Here is a 19,631-nt window from a genome sequence, read left to right on the forward strand (position 1 = left end):
GGCATGGCTTTTGAAGTTTGGCCCGGAAGCGCAGGGCTCGTGCTCGCCGAGGTGACGCATGTCCTGGTGCCTGGCCGCGGCCGGGCCGAATCGGGTTTCGCCTTGAATCCCGAGGCCATCGACCGTGTCGATGTGGCACAGCGTTTGTTCGACGAGATCGGGCGCCAGGCGCACGGCCGTATCGTCTGTGCGGGATACAAGTCTCCGATCGACCGGCGTGGCACACCCTGGCGTCCCGACGGTCTGCCCGGCGAAGTCTATTGCGGCATGCCCGAGGCTGATCTGATGCGAGATGAGCTGGTACGGCGAGGTGTGCCCGCCGAGTCGGTGCAGGTGGAACGCCGCTCCATCGACACCGTGACCAACTTTCTGCGCGCTGAAGGTGAGGGCCACTTCGGCGACGCCCGACCGGTTGCCATCGTCGCGCAGGCCGACCATCTCGAGCGGATGATCAACGTCATCGCACCCCGGACCCTGCGCCGCGAATACCTCGGCATCGTCGTTCCGCAGTACCCGCCGCGTACCGAGAGCCCGATCGTCACCCTGGCCAGCCGGGCAATCCTGTTCGGCCTGCCGGAGGATCCAGAAACGGCGATAACCAAAGCCACAACCCGGGCCGAGTACGTCTGGCGAGCCGCGACGGCGTTGGGCAAGCGCTCCTATCACTGATAGCGGCAGGCCGGCCCGGCGATGAAACTGGTTGCGCGGCTCGGGCATGCCTGAGACGGTTTCTCGTGACGATCTACTTCTACGGCGCCGACGAAGTCCCCTATGGATGCTTCTCGAACTTCTCCGATCACGGCTTCGACCTCGACGGATTCTGGTGGCCGACCTCGGAGCACTATTTCCAGGCGCAGAAGTTCAAGGGCACTCGTCACGCGGATCTCATCCGGACCGCGCGCACCCCGTTGCGGGCGGCGGAACTGGGCCGTGACCCGTCGAAACCGCTGCGGCGGGACTGGGAACGGGTCAAGGACGACGTGATGCGCCGCGCGGTGGCGGCCAAGTTCCGCGCGCACGCCGACATCCGGGGCATCCTGATGTCCACCGGTGACGAGGAGATCGTCGAGGACACCACCACCGACCATTACTGGGGCCGGGGCCGGACCGGAAACGGCAGGAACATGCTGGGCCGGATCCTGATGCGCACCCGCAGCCAGTTGCGCACCGAAGCCACCGAGGCTCCCGGCAGCGACGGTCGCCGAACCCGTCGTTCCTGAATCGGCGGCCATCCCGGACACGCACCCACGCGTGCGTTCCGGGAGACTGTCGGGCCGACCGTCCGCACGGGAATTCGGTGGTCGCGTGCACAGCTGAGACCTAGCGTCCATGGACATGATCGATCCGGAGATCCTGGGATATTACGAGCACGGACTGGAACAGCAACGATTGAGTGCCGATCAGCGGCGGATCGAGTTCCTGCGGATGTGGGACCTGATCGAGCGGCACCTGCCCGCAGCCCCCGCACGGGTGCTGGACGTCGGCGGCGGAGCCGGTGTCTACGCGCTCCCCCTGGCCGCCGCCGGATACGAGGTGCACCTGATCGACCCGGTTCCGCTGCACGTCGAGCAGGCCGAGGCCGCCTCCCGGGCGGCGTCCGCGCCGCTGGCCGGTACGGCTGTCGGAGACGCGAGAGCACTGGACGCCGATGACGCCTCGGCGGATGCCGTCCTGCTCCTCGGCCCGCTCTACCACCTGACGGACCGGGGCGACCGGATCAAGGCGCTGCGCGAGGCCCGGCGGGTTCTCCGGCCGGGTGGCGTGGTCCTCGCGAAGGCGCTCTCGCGGTTCTACCCACTCTTCGAGGACGTCGCCTTCGGCGCCCCGGTCGTACCCGGCGAGATCGAGAAGACCACCGCGTTCCTGGCCGACGGGCAGTACCGCAATCCCGGTGGCGACCCTGCCGAATTCACCACCTCCTACTTCCATCGGCCCGAGGACCTCACCGGGGAGGTGGCGGAGGCCGGCCTGGAGTTGCGTACGCTCGTCGGCGCCAGCGGCAGCGTCAAGCTGCTGCCCCAGCTCCCCGAGCGGCTGGACGACCCCGGCCAGCGCAAGCGGATCCTGGACCTCCTGCGGCTCCTCGAGAGCGAACCCTCGATCATGGGAATGAGCCAGAACCTCGTCGCGATCGGCGAGGCCCCCTGATCCCGAAACGCTCGGTCCCCGCGACCATCCTCTTGATCAGCCTCTTACTCTTTTACTATGTTACTAGTAAAGCAGTAAGGGGCTTCCGTGTTCGTCTTCCGGCTCGACACCCACTCCGGCGTGCCGCCGTACCTGCAACTCGTCCAGCAGGTTCGCCAGGCGGTGCTGCTGGGATTCCTCCAGCCCGGTGACCGCCTCCCGCTCATCCGTGAGGTGGTCGAGGATCTGGCGATCAATCCGAACACCGTCGCCAAGGCGTACCGGCAGATGGAACAGGAGGGCCTGGTCACCGGCCGTCCCGGCCAGGGCACGTTCGTCAACGAACAGCAGTCGGCCGTGATGCCGGCATCGACGTACACGTCGCTGCGCCGGGGCCTGACGACCTGGCTGCGCCGCGCCTACGCGGCCGGCCTCGACGAGCAGGCGGTCAACGCACTCTTCACCTCCGTCCACCAGCAGACGACGAACGACGTCCACCGGCAGACGACGAACGACGTCCACCGGCAGACGACGAACGACGTCCACCGGCAGACGACGAAGGAGGACGTGGCGTGACGACGACCGGGTTCGCGCTGCGCACCGACGGTGTGGGCAAGCGGTACCGGAAGGGTTGGGCGCTGCGTGACTGCACCCTGGCCCTGCCGGCCGGCGGGGTGATCGCCCTGGTCGGGCCGAACGGCGCGGGCAAGACCACGCTCCTGCGCCTGGCCGTGGGTTTGCTGGCGCCGAGTACCGGAACCGTGGAGGTCCTCGGCCAGGACGTCACCGCCAGCACCCCGGAGACCCTGTCCCGGGTCGGGTTCCTGGCCCAGGACCACCCGCTGTACAAGCGGTTCACCGTCGCCGAGATGCTCCGCTTCGGCCGGGCCTGCAACCTCCGGTCCTCGACCAGGGACTGGCCGAGGACCGGCTGGCGAGACTGGGCATCCCGCTCGACCGCAGGGCCGGCACGCTCTCCGGTGGTCAGCAGGCCCAGGTCGCGCTGGCGCTGGCCCTGGCGAAGCGGCCGGACCTGCTCGTCCTCGACGAACCGGTGGCCAGTCTCGATCCGCTGGCCCGGCACGAGTTCCTGCAGGTCCTGATGGGTGCGGTGGCCGAAGGCGGGGTGACCGTCCTGTTCTCCTCCCACGTCGTGCACGAGCTGGAGCGCGTCTGCGACCACCTGATCGTGCTCAACCACGGCCGGGTCACGCTCACCGGCGACATCGACACCCTCCTCGCCGAGCACCGGCTGCTCGTCGGCCCGCGCACGGCCACCGACCTGGACCGGTCCGGCACCGTCGTGGAGGCCGTCCACAGCGACAGGCACACGACCCTTCTGGTACGCGACGGCGCGCTCCCGGCCGCACCGGGGTGGCAGGCCCAGCCGGTAGCGTTGGAGGAGCTGGTGCTCGCTTACCTGCGACGGGCGTCCGGGGTGCCGGCATGACGTGGCTGATCTGGCGCCAGCACCGTACCGAAGTCCTCGTCCTCGGTCTGCTCGCCGGTGTCTTCGGCGTCGCCCTGCTCGTGCTCGGGGCGCAGGCCCACGACCTGTTCCCCGCCGGTCCCGCCCGTTGTGCGGGGGACGCCGGGGCCGGCGACGCCTGCACGGCCTCGTTCCGCCGGCTCGACGAGGAGTACGGCTACGTCGAGAACCTGCTGGCGGCCTTCTACCTGGTCCCGGTCGTCATCGGTGCGTTCCTCGGCGCGCCGCTGCTCGCACGCGAACTGGAGGACGGCACCTGGCAGCTCGCCTGGACACAGGCCGTGCCGCGGATGCGCTGGCTGGCGGCGAAACTCGCGGCACTGGCCGGCGTCACCGTCGTGCTCACCGGGTTGTTCACCGTGGTGCTCACCTGGTTCCGTCAGCCCTTCGACGCGTGGGAGGGGCGCTTCCAGTACGACGCGTTCGACCTGGAGGGACTCGTCCCGGTGGCGTACGCGCTGTTCGCGTTCGCCGTCGCCACCACCGCCGGGGCGATCCTACGGCGCAGCCTGCCCGCGTTCGGTGTCGCTTTCGGAGCGTTCCTCGCCGCCCGGATGGCGGTGGCGCTGCTGGCCCGTCCCGCGTACGCCACACCGCTCACCAGCACCGGGCCGATCCCCGTCCCCGGCGCGAAGAGCCGGTCCGCTGATTGGGTGATCGAACACGGCTACGCGGACTCCACCGGGCGCAGGTTGAGCTCGACCGAGTACTACGAACTGGAGGACGCCGCCGGCCAGGCCGGTACGACGGTCGAACAGTTCCTGCACGCGCGGGGCGTCCAGCAGTTCGAGGTCTACCATCCGGCTGACCGGTTCTGGATGTTCCAGCTCATCGAGGCGACCGTGTTCGTCACCGTGGCGGCGGCCCTGATCGGCGTGGTGGTGTGGCGCGTACGGCGCCGCATGATCTAGTGCCCTGACCGCTACATTCAAGCTGGCGAATGCGGCCTAGCATCACCGGATGACCGAGACCTTTTGGCCGCGCCCATCCCTGCCGGACCGCCTGGAACGCGACCCCCACCGCGTCGCGTTCCTGATTCCCGGCCTCGGATACTCGGCCGAACGTCCGTTGCTGCATTTCGCCCGCGCCGTCCTCATCCGGCACGGGTGGACCACCCAGACGGTCTGGTGGCCCGAGCAGCCTCCGCAACGCGACGGCCAGGATCTGCCCGCCTGGTTCGACCGGCTGCGTTCGTTCGTACACCTGCACCTGACCGAGGTCCTCAGGACCGAGACCGCTCCGAAGGTCGCCCTGGTCGGTAAGTCGATCGGCTCGTTCGCCGCTGCGCTGGCCGCCGACCGGAACCTGCCCGGCATCTGGCTGACCCCCCTCCTGCGTGATTCACCGGTATCCGACGACCTGCGCCGCAGCACAGCCCCGTTCCTGCTCGTCGGCTCCACGGCCGACCGCTCGTGGGACGCGGCGATCGCCCGGAGCCTGGGCCGGCCGTTCTACGAAGCCGACGGCGCCGACCACGGGATGGAGACCGAGGACGACCCGGTCAACTCGGCCGACATCCTGCGCCGCACAACCGTCGCCATGGACGAATTCGTGGCGCGGCTGTAGGACACCAGCCCGCTGACGTGGTGTTTTCAGCGCCACGTCAGCGTCGTCTCCGCGCCCGCCGTCACTATTCCGTCGACCTGCCGCAGCGAGGTGGGTCGATGGAATCGAAAGGACGGGGCGCGTGAAGATCCCAGCAACATCCACCCGCAGGCCGTGGAGCCGTGCGTTCGTCGTGGCGATGGCGGCGGTGTCGGCCCTGGCGCCGGCCACCTCCGCCGTCGCGGCGCCGGCCGACCCGGCACCACTGATCACGGCATCGGGCGAACCGGTCGCCGCCGACAGCTACATCGTCGTGCTGCGACAGTCCGCCGACAGGTCCAAGGCCGTGGCCCGCTCCCGCACCAGCGGGGTGAAGGTCGACCGCGAGTACCGGCACGCTCTGCACGGCTACTCCGCCACCCTGACCGCCGCCCAGCTCGCAGCCGTACGCCGCGATCCGGCCGTCGCCTATGTGGCGGCCGATCAGCTGATCAGCCTCGACGGTGTGCAGACCTCGGCGACCTGGGGCCTGGACCGCGTCGACCAGCGCGGAGCCACCCTGAACGGCATCTACTCCGCCAAGGCGACCGGCGCCGGCGTGACCGCCTACGTGATCGACAGCGGCATCCGCGCCGGCCACTCCCAGTTCGCCGGCCGTGTCGCCGCGGGCGTCGACTTCGTCGGTGACGGCCGCGGCACCGAGGACTGCCGGGGCCACGGCACCCACGTCGCCGGCACCATCGGCGGCACCGTGCACGGGGTGGCCAAGGCCGTCACCCTGGTCCCGGTCCGGGTTTTCGGGTGCAGCGGCAGCACCCCGACCTCGACGATCATCGCGGCCGTCGACTGGGTGACCGGCCGACACACCGGCCCGTCGGTGGCCAACATGAGCCTGGGCGGCGGCGCCAACCAGGCCCTGGACGACGCGGTCACCCGGTCGGTCAACTCCGGGGTGACGTACGCCGTCGCCGCGGGCAACGAGACCTCCGACGCCTGCACGCGCAGCCCGGCCCGTACGCCGGCCGCAATCACCGTGGCCGCGTCCACCCGTGCCGACAGCCGCGACACCACGTACTCCAACTTCGGATCGTGTGTCACCCTGTTCGCGCCGGGAACCGGCATCACCTCGGCCTGGTTCACCTCCGACGACGCCACCGCGACCATCAGCGGCACCTCGATGGCCACACCGCACGTCGCCGGGGTCGCGGCCCTCTTCCTGGAGAGCCGCCCGACGGCGTCACCCGCGACGATCAAGTCGCTGATCATCAACACCGCGACGAACGACGTCCTGAGCCAGATCGGCACCGGCTCACCCAACCGGCTGCTGTTCGCCGCGGCCGCCGGCGGGACGGCCCCGGTACTCGCCGGCGGAGACCTCGACGCCGACGGCCGTACCGACCTTGGTCTGACCGGCGGAGCCGGCTGGAACACCCTGCCGGCCGCGTTCTCCGCCGGCGACGGAACCTTCCGGGTCACCAACGCCGGTGTCGGCGACTTCGCCGGCTGGGCCCAGGCGCCCGGCGTCCGGCTCAACACCGGAGACTTCAACGGCGACGGGCGTACGGACGTCGCGCTCACCCCGGGCCCGAACACGCCGTGGTGGTTCACGCAGCCGGTGGCGTTCTCCAACGGTGACGGAACCTTCCGGATCACCAACACGCCGCTGAACGACTTCGCCGCCTGGGCGCAGGTCCCCGGAACCACGGTGGTTCCCGGTGACTTCAACGCCGACGGCCGTACCGACCTCGCCCTCACCGCGGGCCCGGAGACCCCGTGGTGGTTCACGCAGCCGGTGGCGTTCTCCAACGGTGACGGCACGTTCCGGGTCACCAACAGCGCGCTGAGCGACTTCGCGGGCTGGGCGCAGGCCCCCGGTGCGACGACCTTCGCCGGTGACTTCAACAGCGACGGCCGTACCGACCTGGCTCTGACCGGCGGCGCCGGCTGGAACACGGTTCCGGTGGCGTTCTCCAACGGTGACGGCACCTTCCGGGTCACCAACACCGGTGTCGGCGACTTCGCCGGCTGGGCCCAGGCGCCCGGCGTCCGGCTCACCACGGGAGACTTCAATGCCGACGGGCGTACGGACGTCGCGCTCACCCCGGGCCCGAACACCTCGTGGTGGTTCACGCAGCCGGTGGCGTTCTCCAACGGTGACGGCACCTTCCGGATCACCAACACGCCGCTGAACGACTTCGCCGGCTGGTCACAGGCCCAGGGCGCGAGGACCGTCGCCGGTGACTTCAACAGCGACGGCCGTACCGACCTGGCTCTGACCGGCGGCGCCGGCTGGAACACGGTTCCGGTGGCGTTCTCCAACGGTGACGGCACCTTCCGGGTCACCAACGCCGGTGTCGGCGACTTCGCCGGCTGGGCCCAGGTCCCCGGAGCCACCGTGGTGTCCGGCGACTACAACCGCGACGGCCGTACGGACATCGCGCTGACGCCGGGCCCGAACGCGCCGTGGTGGTTCACGCAGCCGGTGGCGTTCGCCAACGGTGACGGCACGTTCCGCATCTCCAACACCCCGCTGAACGACTTCGCGGGCTGGGCACAGGCCTCGGGAGCAACCGTGGTCGGCCGCCGGGCAGCCAGCTAGCCGGCCGCCTCACCGCTCCGGGGAGACCGCGGGTGCGGTCTCCCCGGAGTCGTCGCTGCTGACTTGTCCCGGCGTCGTTTGATCGCGGTCGTGCCGTCATGAGTGATTTCTCTCGATGTGGCCGCGCGACCCCGCCCGGCCGGTGAGACTACAGCCATGCCACATCTCCGAGCCCATGGGCTTCGTGCTATCGCGGCGACGGCACTGGTCACCGGGCTGGTCACGGTAATCGCGCCGACGATCGCGAACGCCGACGACAAGCTGTTCGACATGGTGGTGACCGTCACCAACAGCCTCGCCGGCTCCTTGACGATGACCGGTTTCGGCAACAACGAGGGCCAGTTCCGGACCGAGCCGGAACTCAGCATCGGGCCCGGTGGCACCGACATGTTCTCGACGCAGTCGACGAGGGGTTCCGACGGCACCGACGCGCACGTCGGCTACAACACGCCGTACGGCCGTGTCACCCTGATCTGGCGGAACCCCACGATCGGCTCGAACACGTTCGATTGCTGGCACCCGGCCGCCATCTCCTGCTCCTACCAGGAGACGAAGACCGGGCGCAACGGAGCGGTCACGTTCACGATCGGACCCTGACACCCGGTTGTGTCCGATGTCCTGCTGGTCACAGCCCGGCTCTACCTGGAGGTCAGGAGCCGCCCCAGTCGTATTCGGAGCTCAATGGTTCCCTTGCTCCACTGATCAATCAGGTACCTGCTGGTCAGGCCGGCCGTCGGTGAAGAGATCCAGCAGCTCGCCGATGGCGTGACCGGCTTCGGCGGGGTGCCGGAACCGGCCGCCGGGGTTGACCGTGTAGCGGTTACGCCGCCCGACCCGCTCACGTTGCAGGTATCCGGCCGCCTCCAGGTCGGCGACGATGGCCTGGGCCGCGCGCTCGGTGATCCCGATGGCGTCGGCGGCGTCACGCAGTCGTACGGTCGGATCCCGGGCGATGGCCAGCAGCACGTGCGCGTGGTTGGTCAGGAACGTCCATCCGGTCGAAGACACCCCGCCAATGTACGCAGGGCAAAACACGAAACCAGCATCGCCGGTTTGACATGCGAACCGCTATTCGTGAATACTGGATCTCAGTTCGAGGGGGAGTACCCGACGCACCACGCGCTGTCGTCAATACGTGCCTGACCTGACCAGGCTCCGGCGGCGCGGCCACCACGCGGTGGCCCGGGGAGACCTTCGTCCAGCAGAGCCGGCCCGTCCACATCGGGCCCGCCTGGACGAGAGGTTTCTGGTGACCGTTTCCTGGTGGATCTGGGCGGTGCTGTTCCTGGCCATCGCCGCGATGCTCGCGATCGACCTGTTCCTGCACCGCGACAACCACGTCATCGGCTTCCGCGAGGCCGCCGTCTGGTCCGGCATCTGGATCGCCGCCGGGCTGCTGTTCGGCGTCGTGCTGTGGGCCTGGCAGGGCGGTGAGGTCGCCGGCACCTACTACGCCGGCTACCTGATCGAGAAGGCGCTGTCGATCGACAACGTCTTCGTCTTCGCCCTGGTCTTCGGCTACTTCGCGGTCCCGGCCGCGTTGCAGCACAAGGTCCTGTTCTGGGGCGTCGTCGGCGCGCTGGTCTTCCGTTTCGTGTTCATCTTCGTCGGCGCCGAACTGCTCGAAACCTTCTTCTGGACCGCGTACGTGTTCGGCGCGTTCCTCATCTACACCGGCTACAAGATGGCGTTCCGCCACGGCGACCAGCCCGCACCGGACCGCAATCCCGTGGTCCGCCTGGTCCGCCGGATCATCCCCACCGACCCGGCCTACCACGGCGACAGGTTCGTGACCCGGATCAACGGCAAGCGCGTGGGCACCCTGCTGCTCGTGGTCCTGATCGCCATCGAGGTCACCGACCTGATCTTCGCCGTCGACTCGGTCGCCGCCGTGCTGGCCATCACCACCAGCACGTTCATCGTCTGGACCGCCAACGCCTTCGCCATCCTGGGCCTGCGCAGTCTCTACTTCTGCCTGGCCGGGCTGCTGCGCCGATTCGTACACCTGCACTATGGCCTGGCGGTGCTGCTCGCTTTCGCCGGTGTCAAGCTGATCCTGTCCGAGACCCCGGTCGGCAAGCTGCCCATCCCCGTCACCCTCGGCGTCATCGTCGTGACCATCACCGTCTCCATCCTCTGGAGCCTGCGAAGCACCCGAACCGCGGTCGCCGAAAAGGCCCAGTAGCCCACCGGGTTCCAGGGCCGGCCCGCCCGGCCCTGGAACCCGCGCGAAGATTCCTTTCGGCGCCGACACCGGAGAGGATGGGTGCCGTGTACAGCGCAGATTTCTACAGCCGCTACGCCGAGGTGGGCCGGGCGGGGAAGCGCCGGGATCCCATCCATCCTGAGCTGGACATTCGTGCCTGGCGGTCGCTCGTCCAATGGTGCGTCGAAGGCTATGACGACAACCTCTATGAATATCACGCGGATCTCTGGATCCGCCGGCTTCTGCAATGGTGATCGATGACGAGGAAATTCGCCGTTGTGACGGCTTTGAAGCGTTCAACGATGCGGTTCAGCGAGAGGACGACGTCTTCAGGTCGATCGCGACCGTGCAGTACCCCATCGAAGGCGGAGGGGACTGGTGGGTCGCTGTCGTTCCCGGGTACGGCGGAGCGGAGTTCGCATCCGATCTTCTGCGCGAACGTGGCATCGCCATCGAGGTGAGGGAGTAGACCCGCGTCCGGTCGGTGCGGCCCCGGCTCGGCGGGTTGCGGGTCGTCTTCGGGAACTTGGTTTCGAAAAGTCTTGTCCAGGTTTCCTTGAGATTAAATACTGTCGATGGGAGCGCTCCCAGAATCTGATCATGCCCGTCCCCCAGGGAGTTCGAGTGAGAGCCAAACGCAAACGCATCGTCGCCGCCGTCCTCGGGATGGCGCTGGCGGTGACCGGCGGGGCCGCCGCGGCCGTCGGCATGGCGCCCGGCGTGTCGGCGGCCGCCGCGCCCGCCAACGACTGGCTGCACGTGTCCGGGAACCGGATCGTCGACGCCGCCGGCAACCCGGTGTGGCTGACCGGCGCGAACTGGTTCGGTTTCAACGCCTCCGAGCGGGTGTTCCACGGGCTCTGGTCGGCCAACATCACGCAGATCACCGCGTCGATGGCCCAGCGCGGCATCAACCTGGTCCGCGTCCCGATCTCCACCCAGCTCCTGCTCGAATGGAAAGCCGGCCAGGCGACGGTCCCCAACGTCAACACCTACGCCAACCCGGAACTGACCGGGATGAACAGTCTCCAGATCTTCGAGTACTGGCTGCAGCTGTGCGAGCGCAACGGCATCAAGGTGCTCCTGGACGTGCACTCCGCCGAGGCCGACAACTCCGGCCACATCCACCCGGTCTGGTACAAGGGCACGATCACCCCGGAGCAGTACTACCAGGGCTGGGAGTGGGCGGCGACCCGCTGGAAGACCAACGACACGGTCGTCGCGTTCGACCTCAAGAACGAGCCGCACGGTACGCCCAACGACACCGTCCGTGCCAAGTGGGACAACTCCACCGACGTCGACAACTGGAAGAACACCGCGGAGACGGCCGCCAAGCGGATCCTCGCGATCAACCCCGAGGTGCTGATCCTCGTCGAGGGCAACGAGGTCTACCCGCGTGAGGGCGAGACCTGGAACTCGCCGAACACCGACCCGGACCTGTCGCCCAACTACTACTACAACTGGTGGGGCGGCAACCTGCGCGGCGCCAAGCAGTATCCGATCAACCTGGGCGCCAACCAGGACCAGCTGGTCTACTCGCCGCACGACTACGGGCCGCTGGTGTTCAACCAGCCGTGGTTCGACAAGCCGTTCGACAAGGCCAGCCTCACCGACGACGTGTGGCGGCCCAACTGGTTCTACCTGCACGAGAACGGCACCGCCCCGCTGCTCATCGGCGAGTGGGGTGGCCGGCTCGGCCAGGACGCCCGCCAGGACAAGTGGATGACCGCGCTGCGTGACCTGATCGTGGAGAACCAGCTGCACCAGACGTTCTGGGTGCTCAACCCGAACTCCGGCGACACCGGCGGTCTGCTGCTGGACGACTGGAAGACCTGGGACGAGCAGAAGTACGCGCTGCTCAAGCCGGCCCTGTGGCAGCACGGCGGCAAGTTCGTCGGCCTCGACCACCAGGTGCCGCTCGGCGGGGACGGCAGCACCACCGGCATCAGCCTCGCCCAGCGATACGGCGACGGCGGCTCCGACGGCGACACCACCGCGCCCGGCGTGCCGGGGCAGCCGACGGCCGGCACGATCACCGCGAACAGTGTCGCCCTGAGCTGGACGGCGGCGACCGACAACGTCGGCGTGACCGCCTACGACGTGCTGCGCAACGGGACCGTCGTGGCCACCGTGTCGGCGACCTCCTACACCGCGACCGGATTGGCCGCGTCCACGGCGTACACCTTCAGCGTCCGGGCCCGTGATGCGGCCGGCAACATCGGCGCGGCGTCAGCCGGCCGCACCGTGACGACCAGCGCCGGCGGGGGAGGCGGCGATCAGGGTTGCACCGCCACCTACAAGACGGTCAGCTCCTGGTCCGGCGGTTTCCAGGCCGAGGTGACGGTACGCAACTCGGGAACCACCGCCGGCACCGCCTGGACGGTGAACTGGACGTATCCGGCAGGTACCACGGTCGGTTCGCTCTGGAACGGTGTCGTCGGCACGCCGGCGGTGACGGTCCGCAACGCCGCACACAACGGCGCTCTGGCGGGCGGGGCGTCGACCACGTTCGGCCTCGTCGGCAACGGCACCGCCACCACTCCGGCCCCGATCACCTGCACGCTGTCCTGATCGACCCGGGTGCGATGGCCGGTGAAGGTCATCGCACCCGGTACCTCAACCCTGGCCCTCGTGTGCCGACCATCAGCATGTGACTGACCAGGCCCAGCCCCGCCAGGTGGCGAACGACGACATACTGCACACTCGTCGCGTCATCTCGTCCGCTGTCGTGGTGCTCGCCGTGAGTATGGCGATCGCGCTGGTGTCGTACCTCTGGGACTGGTTCGACGCGGTCAACGCCGGCGAGGTCCCGGAACCCGACGAGTGGCTCGGCATGGTCGGCCTGGCCGGCCTGCCGTACGCGGCGGTGGTGACCCGCCGCCTGGTGCGGCTGGAGCGGAAGCTCACCGTCCGCGAACGCGACGCGGTGCAGGCGCTGCAGGACACCGTCGACAACGCGCACGGCTGGATCTGGCAGACCGACGCCGACATGCGGCTGACGAACTCCAGCCAGGGTGTGCACGCGCTGCTGGGTCACCGGTCCAACGACGTCATCGGCCGTGTCGTGTGTGAACTGCTCAGCGACGCGGCGTCGGGCCACCCGACCGTCGACCCGGGCGGCCGCCACGACCTGACGACCGCGACCCGGCACACCGACGGCACGGTCCGGCACCTGAGCACCACCGTCGCGCCGATCTTCGACGACTCCGGGCGCACCGTCGGCTACCGCGGCTTCACCGCCGACGTCACGGCCGAGACCGTCGCGCTCACCGCGCAGGAGCAGGAGCAGCGCCGGTACGCCGAGGCCCGGGCCCGCATCGCGCAGGCTCTCGAGGACCCCGAGGCGATGTATGTCGTGCTCCAGCCGATCGTCGACATCGACGGCCGGCGGATCGCCGGGATGGAGGCGCTCGCCCGGTTCAACGCCGAGCCGAAACGGACACCGGACCTGTGGTTCGCCGAGGCCTGGGAGGTCGATCTCGGCATCGACCTGGAGCTGCACGCCATCGACCTGGCCTGCCGCCGCCTGCCGGAACTGCCGGCGCACGGCTACCTGTCGATCAACCTGTCCGCGCAGACCCTCACCGACCCGCGGCTGCTCGCCATGCTGTCCGGCCTCGGTGACCAGGCCTCGCGTGTGGTGGTCGAGGTGACCGAGCACACCGCCATCGACGACTACAGCAGGGTCGCCGACGTCCTGGACCGGATCCGGGCGATGGGGGCGCGCCTCGCCGTCGACGACGCGGGTGCCGGTTACGCCTCGATGCAGCACATCCTGCGGCTGCGCCCGGACATCATCAAGCTGGACCGCAGCATCATCGCCGACAACGACCTGGACCCGGCCCGGTTCGCGCTGATCGGTGCGATGGCCAACTTCGCCGTCTCGCTGGGCATGGTGGTGATCGCCGAGGGCGTGGAGACCTCGGGGGAGCTGGCGGCTCTCACCGAGAACCAGATCTGCCACGCGCAGGGCTACTACCTGGCCCGCCCGGCCGTCGAGCCGTTGATGGAGCTGGCGCCGCCGGTCGCCGCCGAGGCCGCGTGACGGTTCAGTTCCAGTTGGTGGCGGTCACGGCGACGGTGTGGCAGTCCTCGCACAGGTAGAGGCTGCGCGGGCCGTGGCCGTACTCCCGGACCGTGTTCGTCACCGTGAGCACGTGGAACATCAGGCGCTTGCACGACGGGCAGGACGGGTTCGGGTACAGGCCGATCGGCGGGCCCCCGGCCGTACCGACCAGCCCGGGCGTGAGATGCACGTGCAGGTTGGTGTAGACGAGGTCCGGCCCGTACGGGCGCAGCACCACCCGCCCGAGGCCGAACTCCGGCGCGTCGGTGAAGTCGTCCGGCTCGCCGTCGTGGACGACCTGTTCACCGTGGTAGCGGCCGTCGGCGCCGGCCCCGGCGAACATCGTCCACTCGTAGGTGGCCGCCGGTGCGACCAGATGGGCGCGCTCGGCCGGCCACGACGGCAGCCCCGGGACGCCGGCGAGCCGCAGTGACAGGTAGTGCCACACGACCGGGCTCGACGCCGGGTCGGCGACCACCCGGTCCACCGGCAGCCCGACCGGATGATCGGCGTCCGGGAAGTCGCCGAGCTCTAGGAACACGGCGCGGCGTTGCGGGCTGAACCGCGGCTGCGCGGGCCCGGTGGGCGGGATCCAGAAGCCGGAATCGTCGTAGAGCTCCCGGTCGCCGCCGTTGCGCACGTCCTCGGCGACCGCGGTGAGGGCGGCGGGCGTGCCGATCGCCGCCAGGGCCGAGGCGTCGTCGAAGTCGCGCCGGTCGCGCAGACGCCGGGCGAGCGTCTCCACGCAGCTGTCCGGCGCTCCGGCGAACAACTGGCACTGGTCCTCGAGCGCCACCGAGAACCGGTCGAGCAGCCCGTCGACGACCTGCTCCTGATATGGCCGGAACCACTCCGGCCGGGTGCCGGCCAGGTAGGCGAAGTGGTCGCCGAGCCACTCCGGCTCCCGGTCGCCGCGGGCCAGGTGCTCGATCAGCACGGCGACGTCGGCGGGGCTGTCGACGGGGATCGGTGGTCCACCACGCACGGGCTTGATCGGCATGGCGGGCACGTTAGCACCGGTAGAGGCGGGCCATCGCGGTGATGCTGGCGCGCATCAGGTCGCGCAGCTCGGGCGGGCCGAGGACCTCGATGTCCTCGCCGAGGCGCAGGAAGTCGGCGTGGGCGTGCCTCACCGACTCGATCGGCAGGGTGACGGTGGTCCAGCCGTCCTCGCCGGGTTCGCCGACGGCGTCGCGGACGTTGCGGGCCATGGCCCGGGTCATCAGGTACGGGATCCGGTCGAGCCCGGCGGGGGAGAGCCGCACCGTGGCCTCGGTGCGGTGCAGCCGCCGCTCGAAGTCGGCGGCCCACTGCGCCCACGTCGCGGCCAGGTCGAATCCGTCGGGCCGCTCGAACGTCTCGTCGAGCACGGTCAGGTCGAGGATGGTCGCGACCCGATAGGTGCGGATCTCCGCGTCGACCCGGGCGAGGAAATACCAGACCCCCGCTTTGAGTACGATCCCCAGCGGCTCGATCTCCCGGTCCACCTCACGGGGCTCACGCCAGCGCAGGTATCGCATCCGGGCCCGCCGGCGGTTCCACACGGCTCCGGCCAGCGCGGCGAGGTGTGGGTGGGTCTCGGTCTCCCGGAACCAGCCGGCCGGGTCGAGGTGGAACCGGTCGCGGACCTCGTCGACGTGCCGGGCGAGCCGGGCCGGGAGCGCCGCCCGCAGTTTGAGCTCGGCGGTGGTGAGCACCGCGCCGAGCCCGAGTTCGGCGGCCGCGTCCGGCACCCCGGCCAGGAAGATCGTCCCGGCCTCCTGCGGGGTGAGCCCGGTGAGCCGGGTCCGGTAGCCGTCGACCAGCTGGTAGCCGCCGTTGGCGCCGAGCTCGCCGTAGACCGGCACACCGGCCGTGCCGAGCGCCTCGATGTCGCGGTAGACGGTGCGTACCGAGACGCCCAGTTCGTCGGCGATCTGCTGGGCGGTGAGCCGTCCACGGTCCTGGAGGAGCAGGACCACGGACAGGAGACGGCTGGCACGCATTCCAGAAGACTGCCACAGGATGTCAGTCATGCCTGACAGGGTTGGTGGTGACGAAAGGAGCACCACCATGGCAATCGCCAGCTATGCCGGATTCTCGCTGGACTGCGACGACCCGGCCGCGCTCGCCGATTTCTACACCGAGCTGCTCGGCTTGGAGGTCAGCTACACCAGCGACGAGTTCGTCTTCCTGGGCGGTCCCGGCAACGGTCTCGGCTTCGTGAAGATCGACAAGTACGTGCCACCGACCTGGCCGGACGGAGACGTGCCGAAGCAGGCGCATCTGGAGCTGAGTGTCGAAGACCTGGAAGCCGGCGAGGCGGCGGTGCTCGGTATCGGTGCCACCAAGCCGGACTTCCAGCCGCAGCCGGATCGCTGGCGGGTCCTGCTCGACCCGGCCGGCCACCCGTTCTGCATCTCCGTGATGAGCTAGCGGCTGTACACCTCGATCTCGTAGGTGGACAGGCCGTACTGGGTGGCGCGGGTGACCCCGGTCAGCCGGACGTAGCGTGCCGTGCTCGCGGTGAGCGCGACGTTGTCCTCGCCTCCGTCACCTCCGGTGACGGAGGCGACCTGGGTCCAGGTGATCCCGTTCGCCGAGGTCTCTATCTTGTACGCCGACGCGTACGCCGACTCCCAGAACACCCGGACCCGCCCCACCGCGGTCGACGAGCCCAGGTCGATCCGGATCCACTGCCCGTCCGCCCACTCGCTGGCCCACCGGGTCGTCATGTTGCCGTCGACCGCGTTGGACGCCGCGTTGCCCGACTGGCTGCCCGACGCCGTGACCGTCCGCCCCGCCGCCAGGTTGGCGATGTTGTCGCCGCGCTTGGCCGGGAACGACACCACCTGCTGGTAGGTGGGCCGGTTCTGCCACGAGATCAGGTCGTGGGTGATGCCGCCGAGCGGGCTCTGCAGGATCGCGTCGGCACACCACTGGTTACCGGCCGCGCAGTGGTCGTCGGCCGGGTAGGTGGTGGCCGCCGGCTCGGCGATCGCCGCGGACAGGCTGGTCAGCAGCGCACCGCGGCAGGTGCTGACGGTTCCGGAGCCGCAGTACTTCGTGGACCAGCCGGGCACGCTGTCACCCAGGACGGCCCGCAGGTCCTTCTCGACCCAGCCCCACCAGCCGTACTGGAACGAACTGCCCTTGTGTCCCTGCGCTGCGTTCGCCGAGTGCGGCAGCGTCGACACCTGCCCGGTCTGCCCGCCCGACGGCGACTCGTTGATCTGCAGCGTGTCGACCAGCGCCGTGTACAGCCCGGTGCCGAGCCCGCTCTGGAACTGGGCCGCCACCAGCCTCGGCCACCACGCGTCGAAGATCCGGATGGCGTCGGCGTCGGCGTACACCTTGCTGCCCGACGCCGTCTCCTTGCGCACCGCGCCGTTGGCCAGCCAGGTGCGCAGCTTGGCGACGGCGGCGGCCTGGGTGGAGTCGGTGACCGTGGCGGTGTCGATCATCCGGAGCAGGCTGGGTAGCACCTCCTTGCCGCGCAGGTCGGTCAGCCCGGCCTGCTGCACGACCTTGAGCAGGCTGGCCCGGTCGTACTTCGTGCCGGCCGCGATCCCGGCCTTGAGCGGCGCGTCGAGCAGGTCACCGCGGTGCACCGACCCGAAGCTGAAGTTGCCGTCGGCCGCCGAGTAGCCGGCCGCCTGCTTGTTGTTCCAGCTGACGAAGTAGTCCTGGTTGACCGCCTGCACGTGGGCACTGGCCGGGCGTACCCCGGTCCACTCCTGCGCGGCGTCACCCCAGGTCGGCAGGTTCGGGTCGGCCGTGGCCGGGCGGATCGGCTCGGTGCCGGAGGTGAACATCGCGGTGTCGGCCGAGTTCACGTAGAACCAGTTGAAGGCGAACGCGATGTTCGCCGCCGAGTTCTGGAACGCGGTGGCCGTACCCATCTGATCGGGCTCGTTGAACATCTGGAAACCGATCGCCGAATCGGCCTCGTGACCATAGGTCGACCTCTTCGCCGCGAAGGCCACCGGCACGCCGCCGACCTTGCCGCGCCAGGTGACCAGACCGTAGTTGGTGCGCAGCACGGTCAGCCGGTAGGAGCCGGCCGCGGTGGAGTCGGCCGTGGTCGGCGCCCACGAGTTGGTGCGGCTCAGCGTCTCCATCGCGGTGCACGTGCCGTGCCACAGGTAACTCGTCGACGCCGTGGTCGGGGTGCTGCCGTCGGCGTTGCAGAGCCGGATCGCGTAGGTGTCGGTGATGTCCTGCACCGACGAGGTGGCGCTCCACGCGTAGTCCGGGCCGCGGCCCAGCAGCGTGTACAGGTTGAGGCCGCTGAACGCGACGCCGCGGCTGCTGATCCCCGGGCCCTGCAGTTCCTGCAGCATCAGCAGCTGCGGGGCGAAGTACCCGGTCTGCGGGCCGAAGACGGCGACCGGGTGGCCGGTGGCCGAGTTCGCCGCGTTGACCACCGCGGCGTTCGACATGCCCTGGTGCGCGCTGTCGATCGTCAGCGTGCTCAGCGAGTCGGCGATGGCGCTGGTCCCGGTCGTCCCGGTGGCCGCCGAGCCGGTCTTGTCATAGACCAGCGGTTCGGGGGTCGCCGTTCCGGCGTCCGGCATCGCCACTCCGGTGGCATTCGGATCACCGCCGCCGTACGGGAAAGACTGCCCCGCATGCAGCGTGAGCACCGCGTCCGCGTCGTTCTGCGACCGGAACTGCTGCCACACCTGGTCACCGATCGCGGTGCCGTACTTGGCGCGGGCCGCGATCCGCACGAGTGCCGACTGCATCTCGTTGCCACCACCGCCGCCGAACAGGCCACCGATCACACCGGCGATCGCGATCAGGTCGGTGGCGACGAAGTCGACCGGGCCACCCACGTTCGTCACCGAGTCCAGGTGACCCGTCAGCACGTACTCGCCGGGACAGTCACGGGCGGCCATGCAGTCGTCGATGTACTTGTTGATGCCGGCGAGGTACTGCTGCACGTCGTCGTAGAGCTGCGATCCACGCGTACCGGAGGCCCGCAGGGTGTTGATCTGGTTCTGCAGGTCCGTCTCGGTGTAGGGGGAGTTGCGCCAGACGCTCTGCTCCAGGTCGCGGTTGCCCTCGGCGCCGCCGGCGAAACTCGTCAGGCTGCCGCGGGCGACGTGACGCATCAGGTCCATCAGGAACAGCCGGTCCTGCGCGCCCGCATAGCCGGCGCCGAACATCGTCCCGGCGCGGGTGGTGCCGGTGACGTGCGGGATGCCGAGCTGCTTGTCGCGCACGATCGTCACGTCCGAGCGCGGGGTGATCGTGCTCGCCACGTTGGCCGCGGCGACCCCGTAGGAGGCGTCGTTGAAGAACGTGTTGATCTGGCCTGGGGTCAGGCCGGTGTAGCTGTAGGTGAGGTTCGCGTACGGCGCGAGCTGGTTGTCGGAGTTGGCCGGCATGGTGCCGAACACCTGATGGGCCAGGATCGCGGCGAGGTCGGCGTCACCGTTCTGCCCGGGCGGCAGGATGTCGGAGCACTCGCCGAGGCAGTAGTCGTTGGTGGCATAGGCCGCCGCGGCCGGCTGGGGGCCGACCGCGGCGACGGCCGCGGGGATCAGAAGGAAGGCGGCGAAGGACAGAGAAAGGCGTCGGCGCATGGGGGGTCCCTTCGGGTACGCCAGAAGAC

General features: G+C 69.5%; 18 protein-coding genes and 1 pseudogene. 15 read left to right on the plus strand and 4 right to left on the minus strand.

The window, feature by feature from the left end; all coding sequences use genetic code 11:
• Positions 1 to 3 precede the first annotated feature (3 nt).
• From ACFO0C_RS15105 to ACFO0C_RS15145, 9 genes and pseudogenes are all read left to right on the plus strand, one after another.
• On the plus strand, positions 4 to 669 hold the full coding sequence (locus tag ACFO0C_RS15105) for a YdcF family protein (RefSeq protein ID WP_378067233.1): 666 nt from the start codon (positions 4 to 6) through the stop codon (positions 667 to 669).
• Between the two features lie 65 nt (positions 670 to 734).
• Positions 735 to 1,220 (plus strand): NADAR family protein, encoded by a 486-nt coding sequence (locus tag ACFO0C_RS15110; RefSeq protein WP_378067234.1) that lies wholly within the window; start codon positions 735 to 737, stop codon positions 1,218 to 1,220.
• A 115-nt stretch (positions 1,221 to 1,335) separates the two neighbouring features.
• Complete coding sequence (locus tag ACFO0C_RS15115) at positions 1,336 to 2,148, plus strand: class I SAM-dependent methyltransferase (RefSeq protein ID WP_378067235.1); 813 nt, start codon at positions 1,336 to 1,338, stop codon at positions 2,146 to 2,148.
• 87 nt (positions 2,149 to 2,235) lie between these two features.
• Complete coding sequence (locus ACFO0C_RS15120) at positions 2,236 to 2,703, plus strand: GntR family transcriptional regulator (protein WP_378067236.1); 468 nt, start codon at positions 2,236 to 2,238, stop codon at positions 2,701 to 2,703.
• Positions 2,700 to 3,577: pseudogene (locus ACFO0C_RS15125) on the plus strand (ABC transporter ATP-binding protein). The gene ACFO0C_RS15120 and the pseudogene ACFO0C_RS15125 overlap by 4 nt, the downstream one beginning before the upstream one ends.
• A complete protein-coding gene (locus ACFO0C_RS15130) occupies positions 3,574 to 4,527 on the plus strand; it encodes an ABC transporter permease subunit (protein ID WP_378067237.1) in 954 nt (317 codons plus the stop codon). The pseudogene ACFO0C_RS15125 and the gene ACFO0C_RS15130 overlap by 4 nt, the downstream one beginning before the upstream one ends.
• A 49-nt stretch (positions 4,528 to 4,576) precedes the next feature.
• Complete coding sequence (locus tag ACFO0C_RS15135; protein ID WP_378067238.1) at positions 4,577 to 5,182, plus strand: alpha/beta hydrolase; 606 nt, start codon at positions 4,577 to 4,579, stop codon at positions 5,180 to 5,182.
• A gap of 121 nt (positions 5,183 to 5,303) precedes the next feature.
• The gene (locus ACFO0C_RS15140; protein WP_378067239.1) at positions 5,304 to 7,760 is read left to right on the plus strand and encodes a S8 family serine peptidase; all 2,457 of its coding nucleotides are present in this window, start codon (positions 5,304 to 5,306) and stop codon (positions 7,758 to 7,760) included.
• A gap of 156 nt (positions 7,761 to 7,916) precedes the next feature.
• The gene (locus ACFO0C_RS15145) at positions 7,917 to 8,357 is read left to right on the plus strand and encodes a hypothetical protein (protein WP_378067240.1); all 441 of its coding nucleotides are present in this window, start codon (positions 7,917 to 7,919) and stop codon (positions 8,355 to 8,357) included.
• A gap of 105 nt (positions 8,358 to 8,462) precedes the next feature.
• On the opposite strand, the gene ACFO0C_RS15150 is transcribed toward ACFO0C_RS15145, so the two are convergent.
• Positions 8,463 to 8,768: a helix-turn-helix transcriptional regulator gene (locus tag ACFO0C_RS15150; protein WP_378067241.1), complete on the minus strand. Its 306-nt coding sequence runs from the start codon at positions 8,766 to 8,768 to the stop codon at positions 8,463 to 8,465.
• Positions 8,769 to 9,009: 241 nt separating this feature from the next.
• Between ACFO0C_RS15150 and ACFO0C_RS15155 the strand changes: the two genes are divergently transcribed.
• The 5 genes from ACFO0C_RS15155 (at position 9,010) to ACFO0C_RS15175 (ending at position 14,011) form a co-directional block, all read left to right on the plus strand.
• On the plus strand, positions 9,010 to 9,945 hold the full coding sequence (locus ACFO0C_RS15155; RefSeq protein WP_378067242.1) for a TerC family protein: 936 nt from the start codon (positions 9,010 to 9,012) through the stop codon (positions 9,943 to 9,945).
• 86 nt (positions 9,946 to 10,031) lie between these two features.
• Entirely contained in the window at positions 10,032 to 10,220 is a 189-nt protein-coding gene (locus ACFO0C_RS15160) for a hypothetical protein (RefSeq protein WP_378067243.1), read from the plus strand.
• On the plus strand, positions 10,214 to 10,435 hold the full coding sequence (locus ACFO0C_RS15165) for a hypothetical protein (RefSeq protein ID WP_378067244.1): 222 nt from the start codon (positions 10,214 to 10,216) through the stop codon (positions 10,433 to 10,435). The genes ACFO0C_RS15160 and ACFO0C_RS15165 overlap by 7 nt, the downstream gene beginning before the upstream one ends.
• A gap of 197 nt (positions 10,436 to 10,632) precedes the next feature.
• On the plus strand, positions 10,633 to 12,537 hold the full coding sequence (locus ACFO0C_RS15170; RefSeq protein WP_378067668.1) for a cellulase family glycosylhydrolase: 1,905 nt from the start codon (positions 10,633 to 10,635) through the stop codon (positions 12,535 to 12,537).
• A 79-nt stretch (positions 12,538 to 12,616) separates the two neighbouring features.
• Positions 12,617 to 14,011, plus strand: coding sequence for a sensor domain-containing phosphodiesterase (locus ACFO0C_RS15175; protein ID WP_378067245.1), 1,395 nt, complete (start codon positions 12,617 to 12,619; stop codon positions 14,009 to 14,011).
• Positions 14,012 to 14,015: 4 nt separating this feature from the next.
• Here the strand turns inward: ACFO0C_RS15175 and ACFO0C_RS15180 are convergent, their stop codons facing one another.
• Positions 14,016 to 15,032 carry a hypothetical protein gene (locus ACFO0C_RS15180; RefSeq protein WP_378067246.1) on the minus strand — a complete coding sequence of 339 codons (1,017 nt, stop codon included), beginning with the start codon at positions 15,030 to 15,032 and terminating at the stop codon, positions 14,016 to 14,018.
• A 10-nt stretch (positions 15,033 to 15,042) separates the two neighbouring features.
• Entirely contained in the window at positions 15,043 to 16,047 is a 1,005-nt protein-coding gene (locus ACFO0C_RS15185; RefSeq protein ID WP_378067247.1) for a helix-turn-helix transcriptional regulator, read from the minus strand.
• A 37-nt stretch (positions 16,048 to 16,084) separates the two neighbouring features.
• On the opposite strand from ACFO0C_RS15185, the gene ACFO0C_RS15190 reads away from it, so the two are divergent.
• Complete coding sequence (locus tag ACFO0C_RS15190) at positions 16,085 to 16,447, plus strand: VOC family protein (protein ID WP_378067248.1); 363 nt, start codon at positions 16,085 to 16,087, stop codon at positions 16,445 to 16,447.
• Here ACFO0C_RS15190 and ACFO0C_RS15195 read toward each other — a convergent pair.
• Positions 16,444 to 19,602: a penicillin acylase family protein gene (locus tag ACFO0C_RS15195; protein ID WP_378067249.1), complete on the minus strand. Its 3,159-nt coding sequence runs from the start codon at positions 19,600 to 19,602 to the stop codon at positions 16,444 to 16,446. The two genes, ACFO0C_RS15190 and ACFO0C_RS15195, sit on opposite strands and share 4 nt — an antisense overlap.
• Positions 19,603 to 19,631: the final 29 nt, after the last annotated feature.

It is taken from the genome of Actinoplanes subglobosus (assembly GCF_042650585.1).
Taxonomy (GTDB): Bacteria; Actinomycetota; Actinomycetes; order Mycobacteriales; family Micromonosporaceae; genus Actinoplanes; species Actinoplanes subglobosus.

Excerpts from the sequence above, each read along its gene's own strand:
- ACFO0C_RS15145 (WP_378067240.1), top strand. The coding sequence starts at position 7,917 with ATGCCACATCTCCGAGCCCATGGGCTTCGTGCTATCGCGGCGACGGCA.
- ACFO0C_RS15115 (WP_378067235.1), top strand. The coding sequence starts at position 1,336 with ATGATCGATCCGGAGATCCTGGGATATTACGAGCACGGACTGGAACAG.
- ACFO0C_RS15195 (WP_378067249.1), bottom strand. The coding sequence starts at position 19,602 with ATGCGCCGACGCCTTTCTCTGTCCTTCGCCGCCTTCCTTCTGATCCCC.
- ACFO0C_RS15135 (WP_378067238.1), top strand. The coding sequence starts at position 4,577 with ATGACCGAGACCTTTTGGCCGCGCCCATCCCTGCCGGACCGCCTGGAA.
- ACFO0C_RS15180 (WP_378067246.1), bottom strand. The coding sequence starts at position 15,032 with ATGCCGATCAAGCCCGTGCGTGGTGGACCACCGATCCCCGTCGACAGC.
- ACFO0C_RS15165 (WP_378067244.1), top strand. The coding sequence starts at position 10,214 with ATGGTGATCGATGACGAGGAAATTCGCCGTTGTGACGGCTTTGAAGCG.
- ACFO0C_RS15170 (WP_378067668.1), top strand. The coding sequence starts at position 10,633 with ATGGCGCTGGCGGTGACCGGCGGGGCCGCCGCGGCCGTCGGCATGGCG.
- ACFO0C_RS15105 (WP_378067233.1), top strand. The coding sequence starts at position 4 with ATGGCTTTTGAAGTTTGGCCCGGAAGCGCAGGGCTCGTGCTCGCCGAG.
- ACFO0C_RS15185 (WP_378067247.1), bottom strand. The coding sequence starts at position 16,047 with ATGACTGACATCCTGTGGCAGTCTTCTGGAATGCGTGCCAGCCGTCTC.
- ACFO0C_RS15130 (WP_378067237.1), top strand. The coding sequence starts at position 3,574 with ATGACGTGGCTGATCTGGCGCCAGCACCGTACCGAAGTCCTCGTCCTC.
- ACFO0C_RS15190 (WP_378067248.1), top strand. The coding sequence starts at position 16,085 with ATGGCAATCGCCAGCTATGCCGGATTCTCGCTGGACTGCGACGACCCG.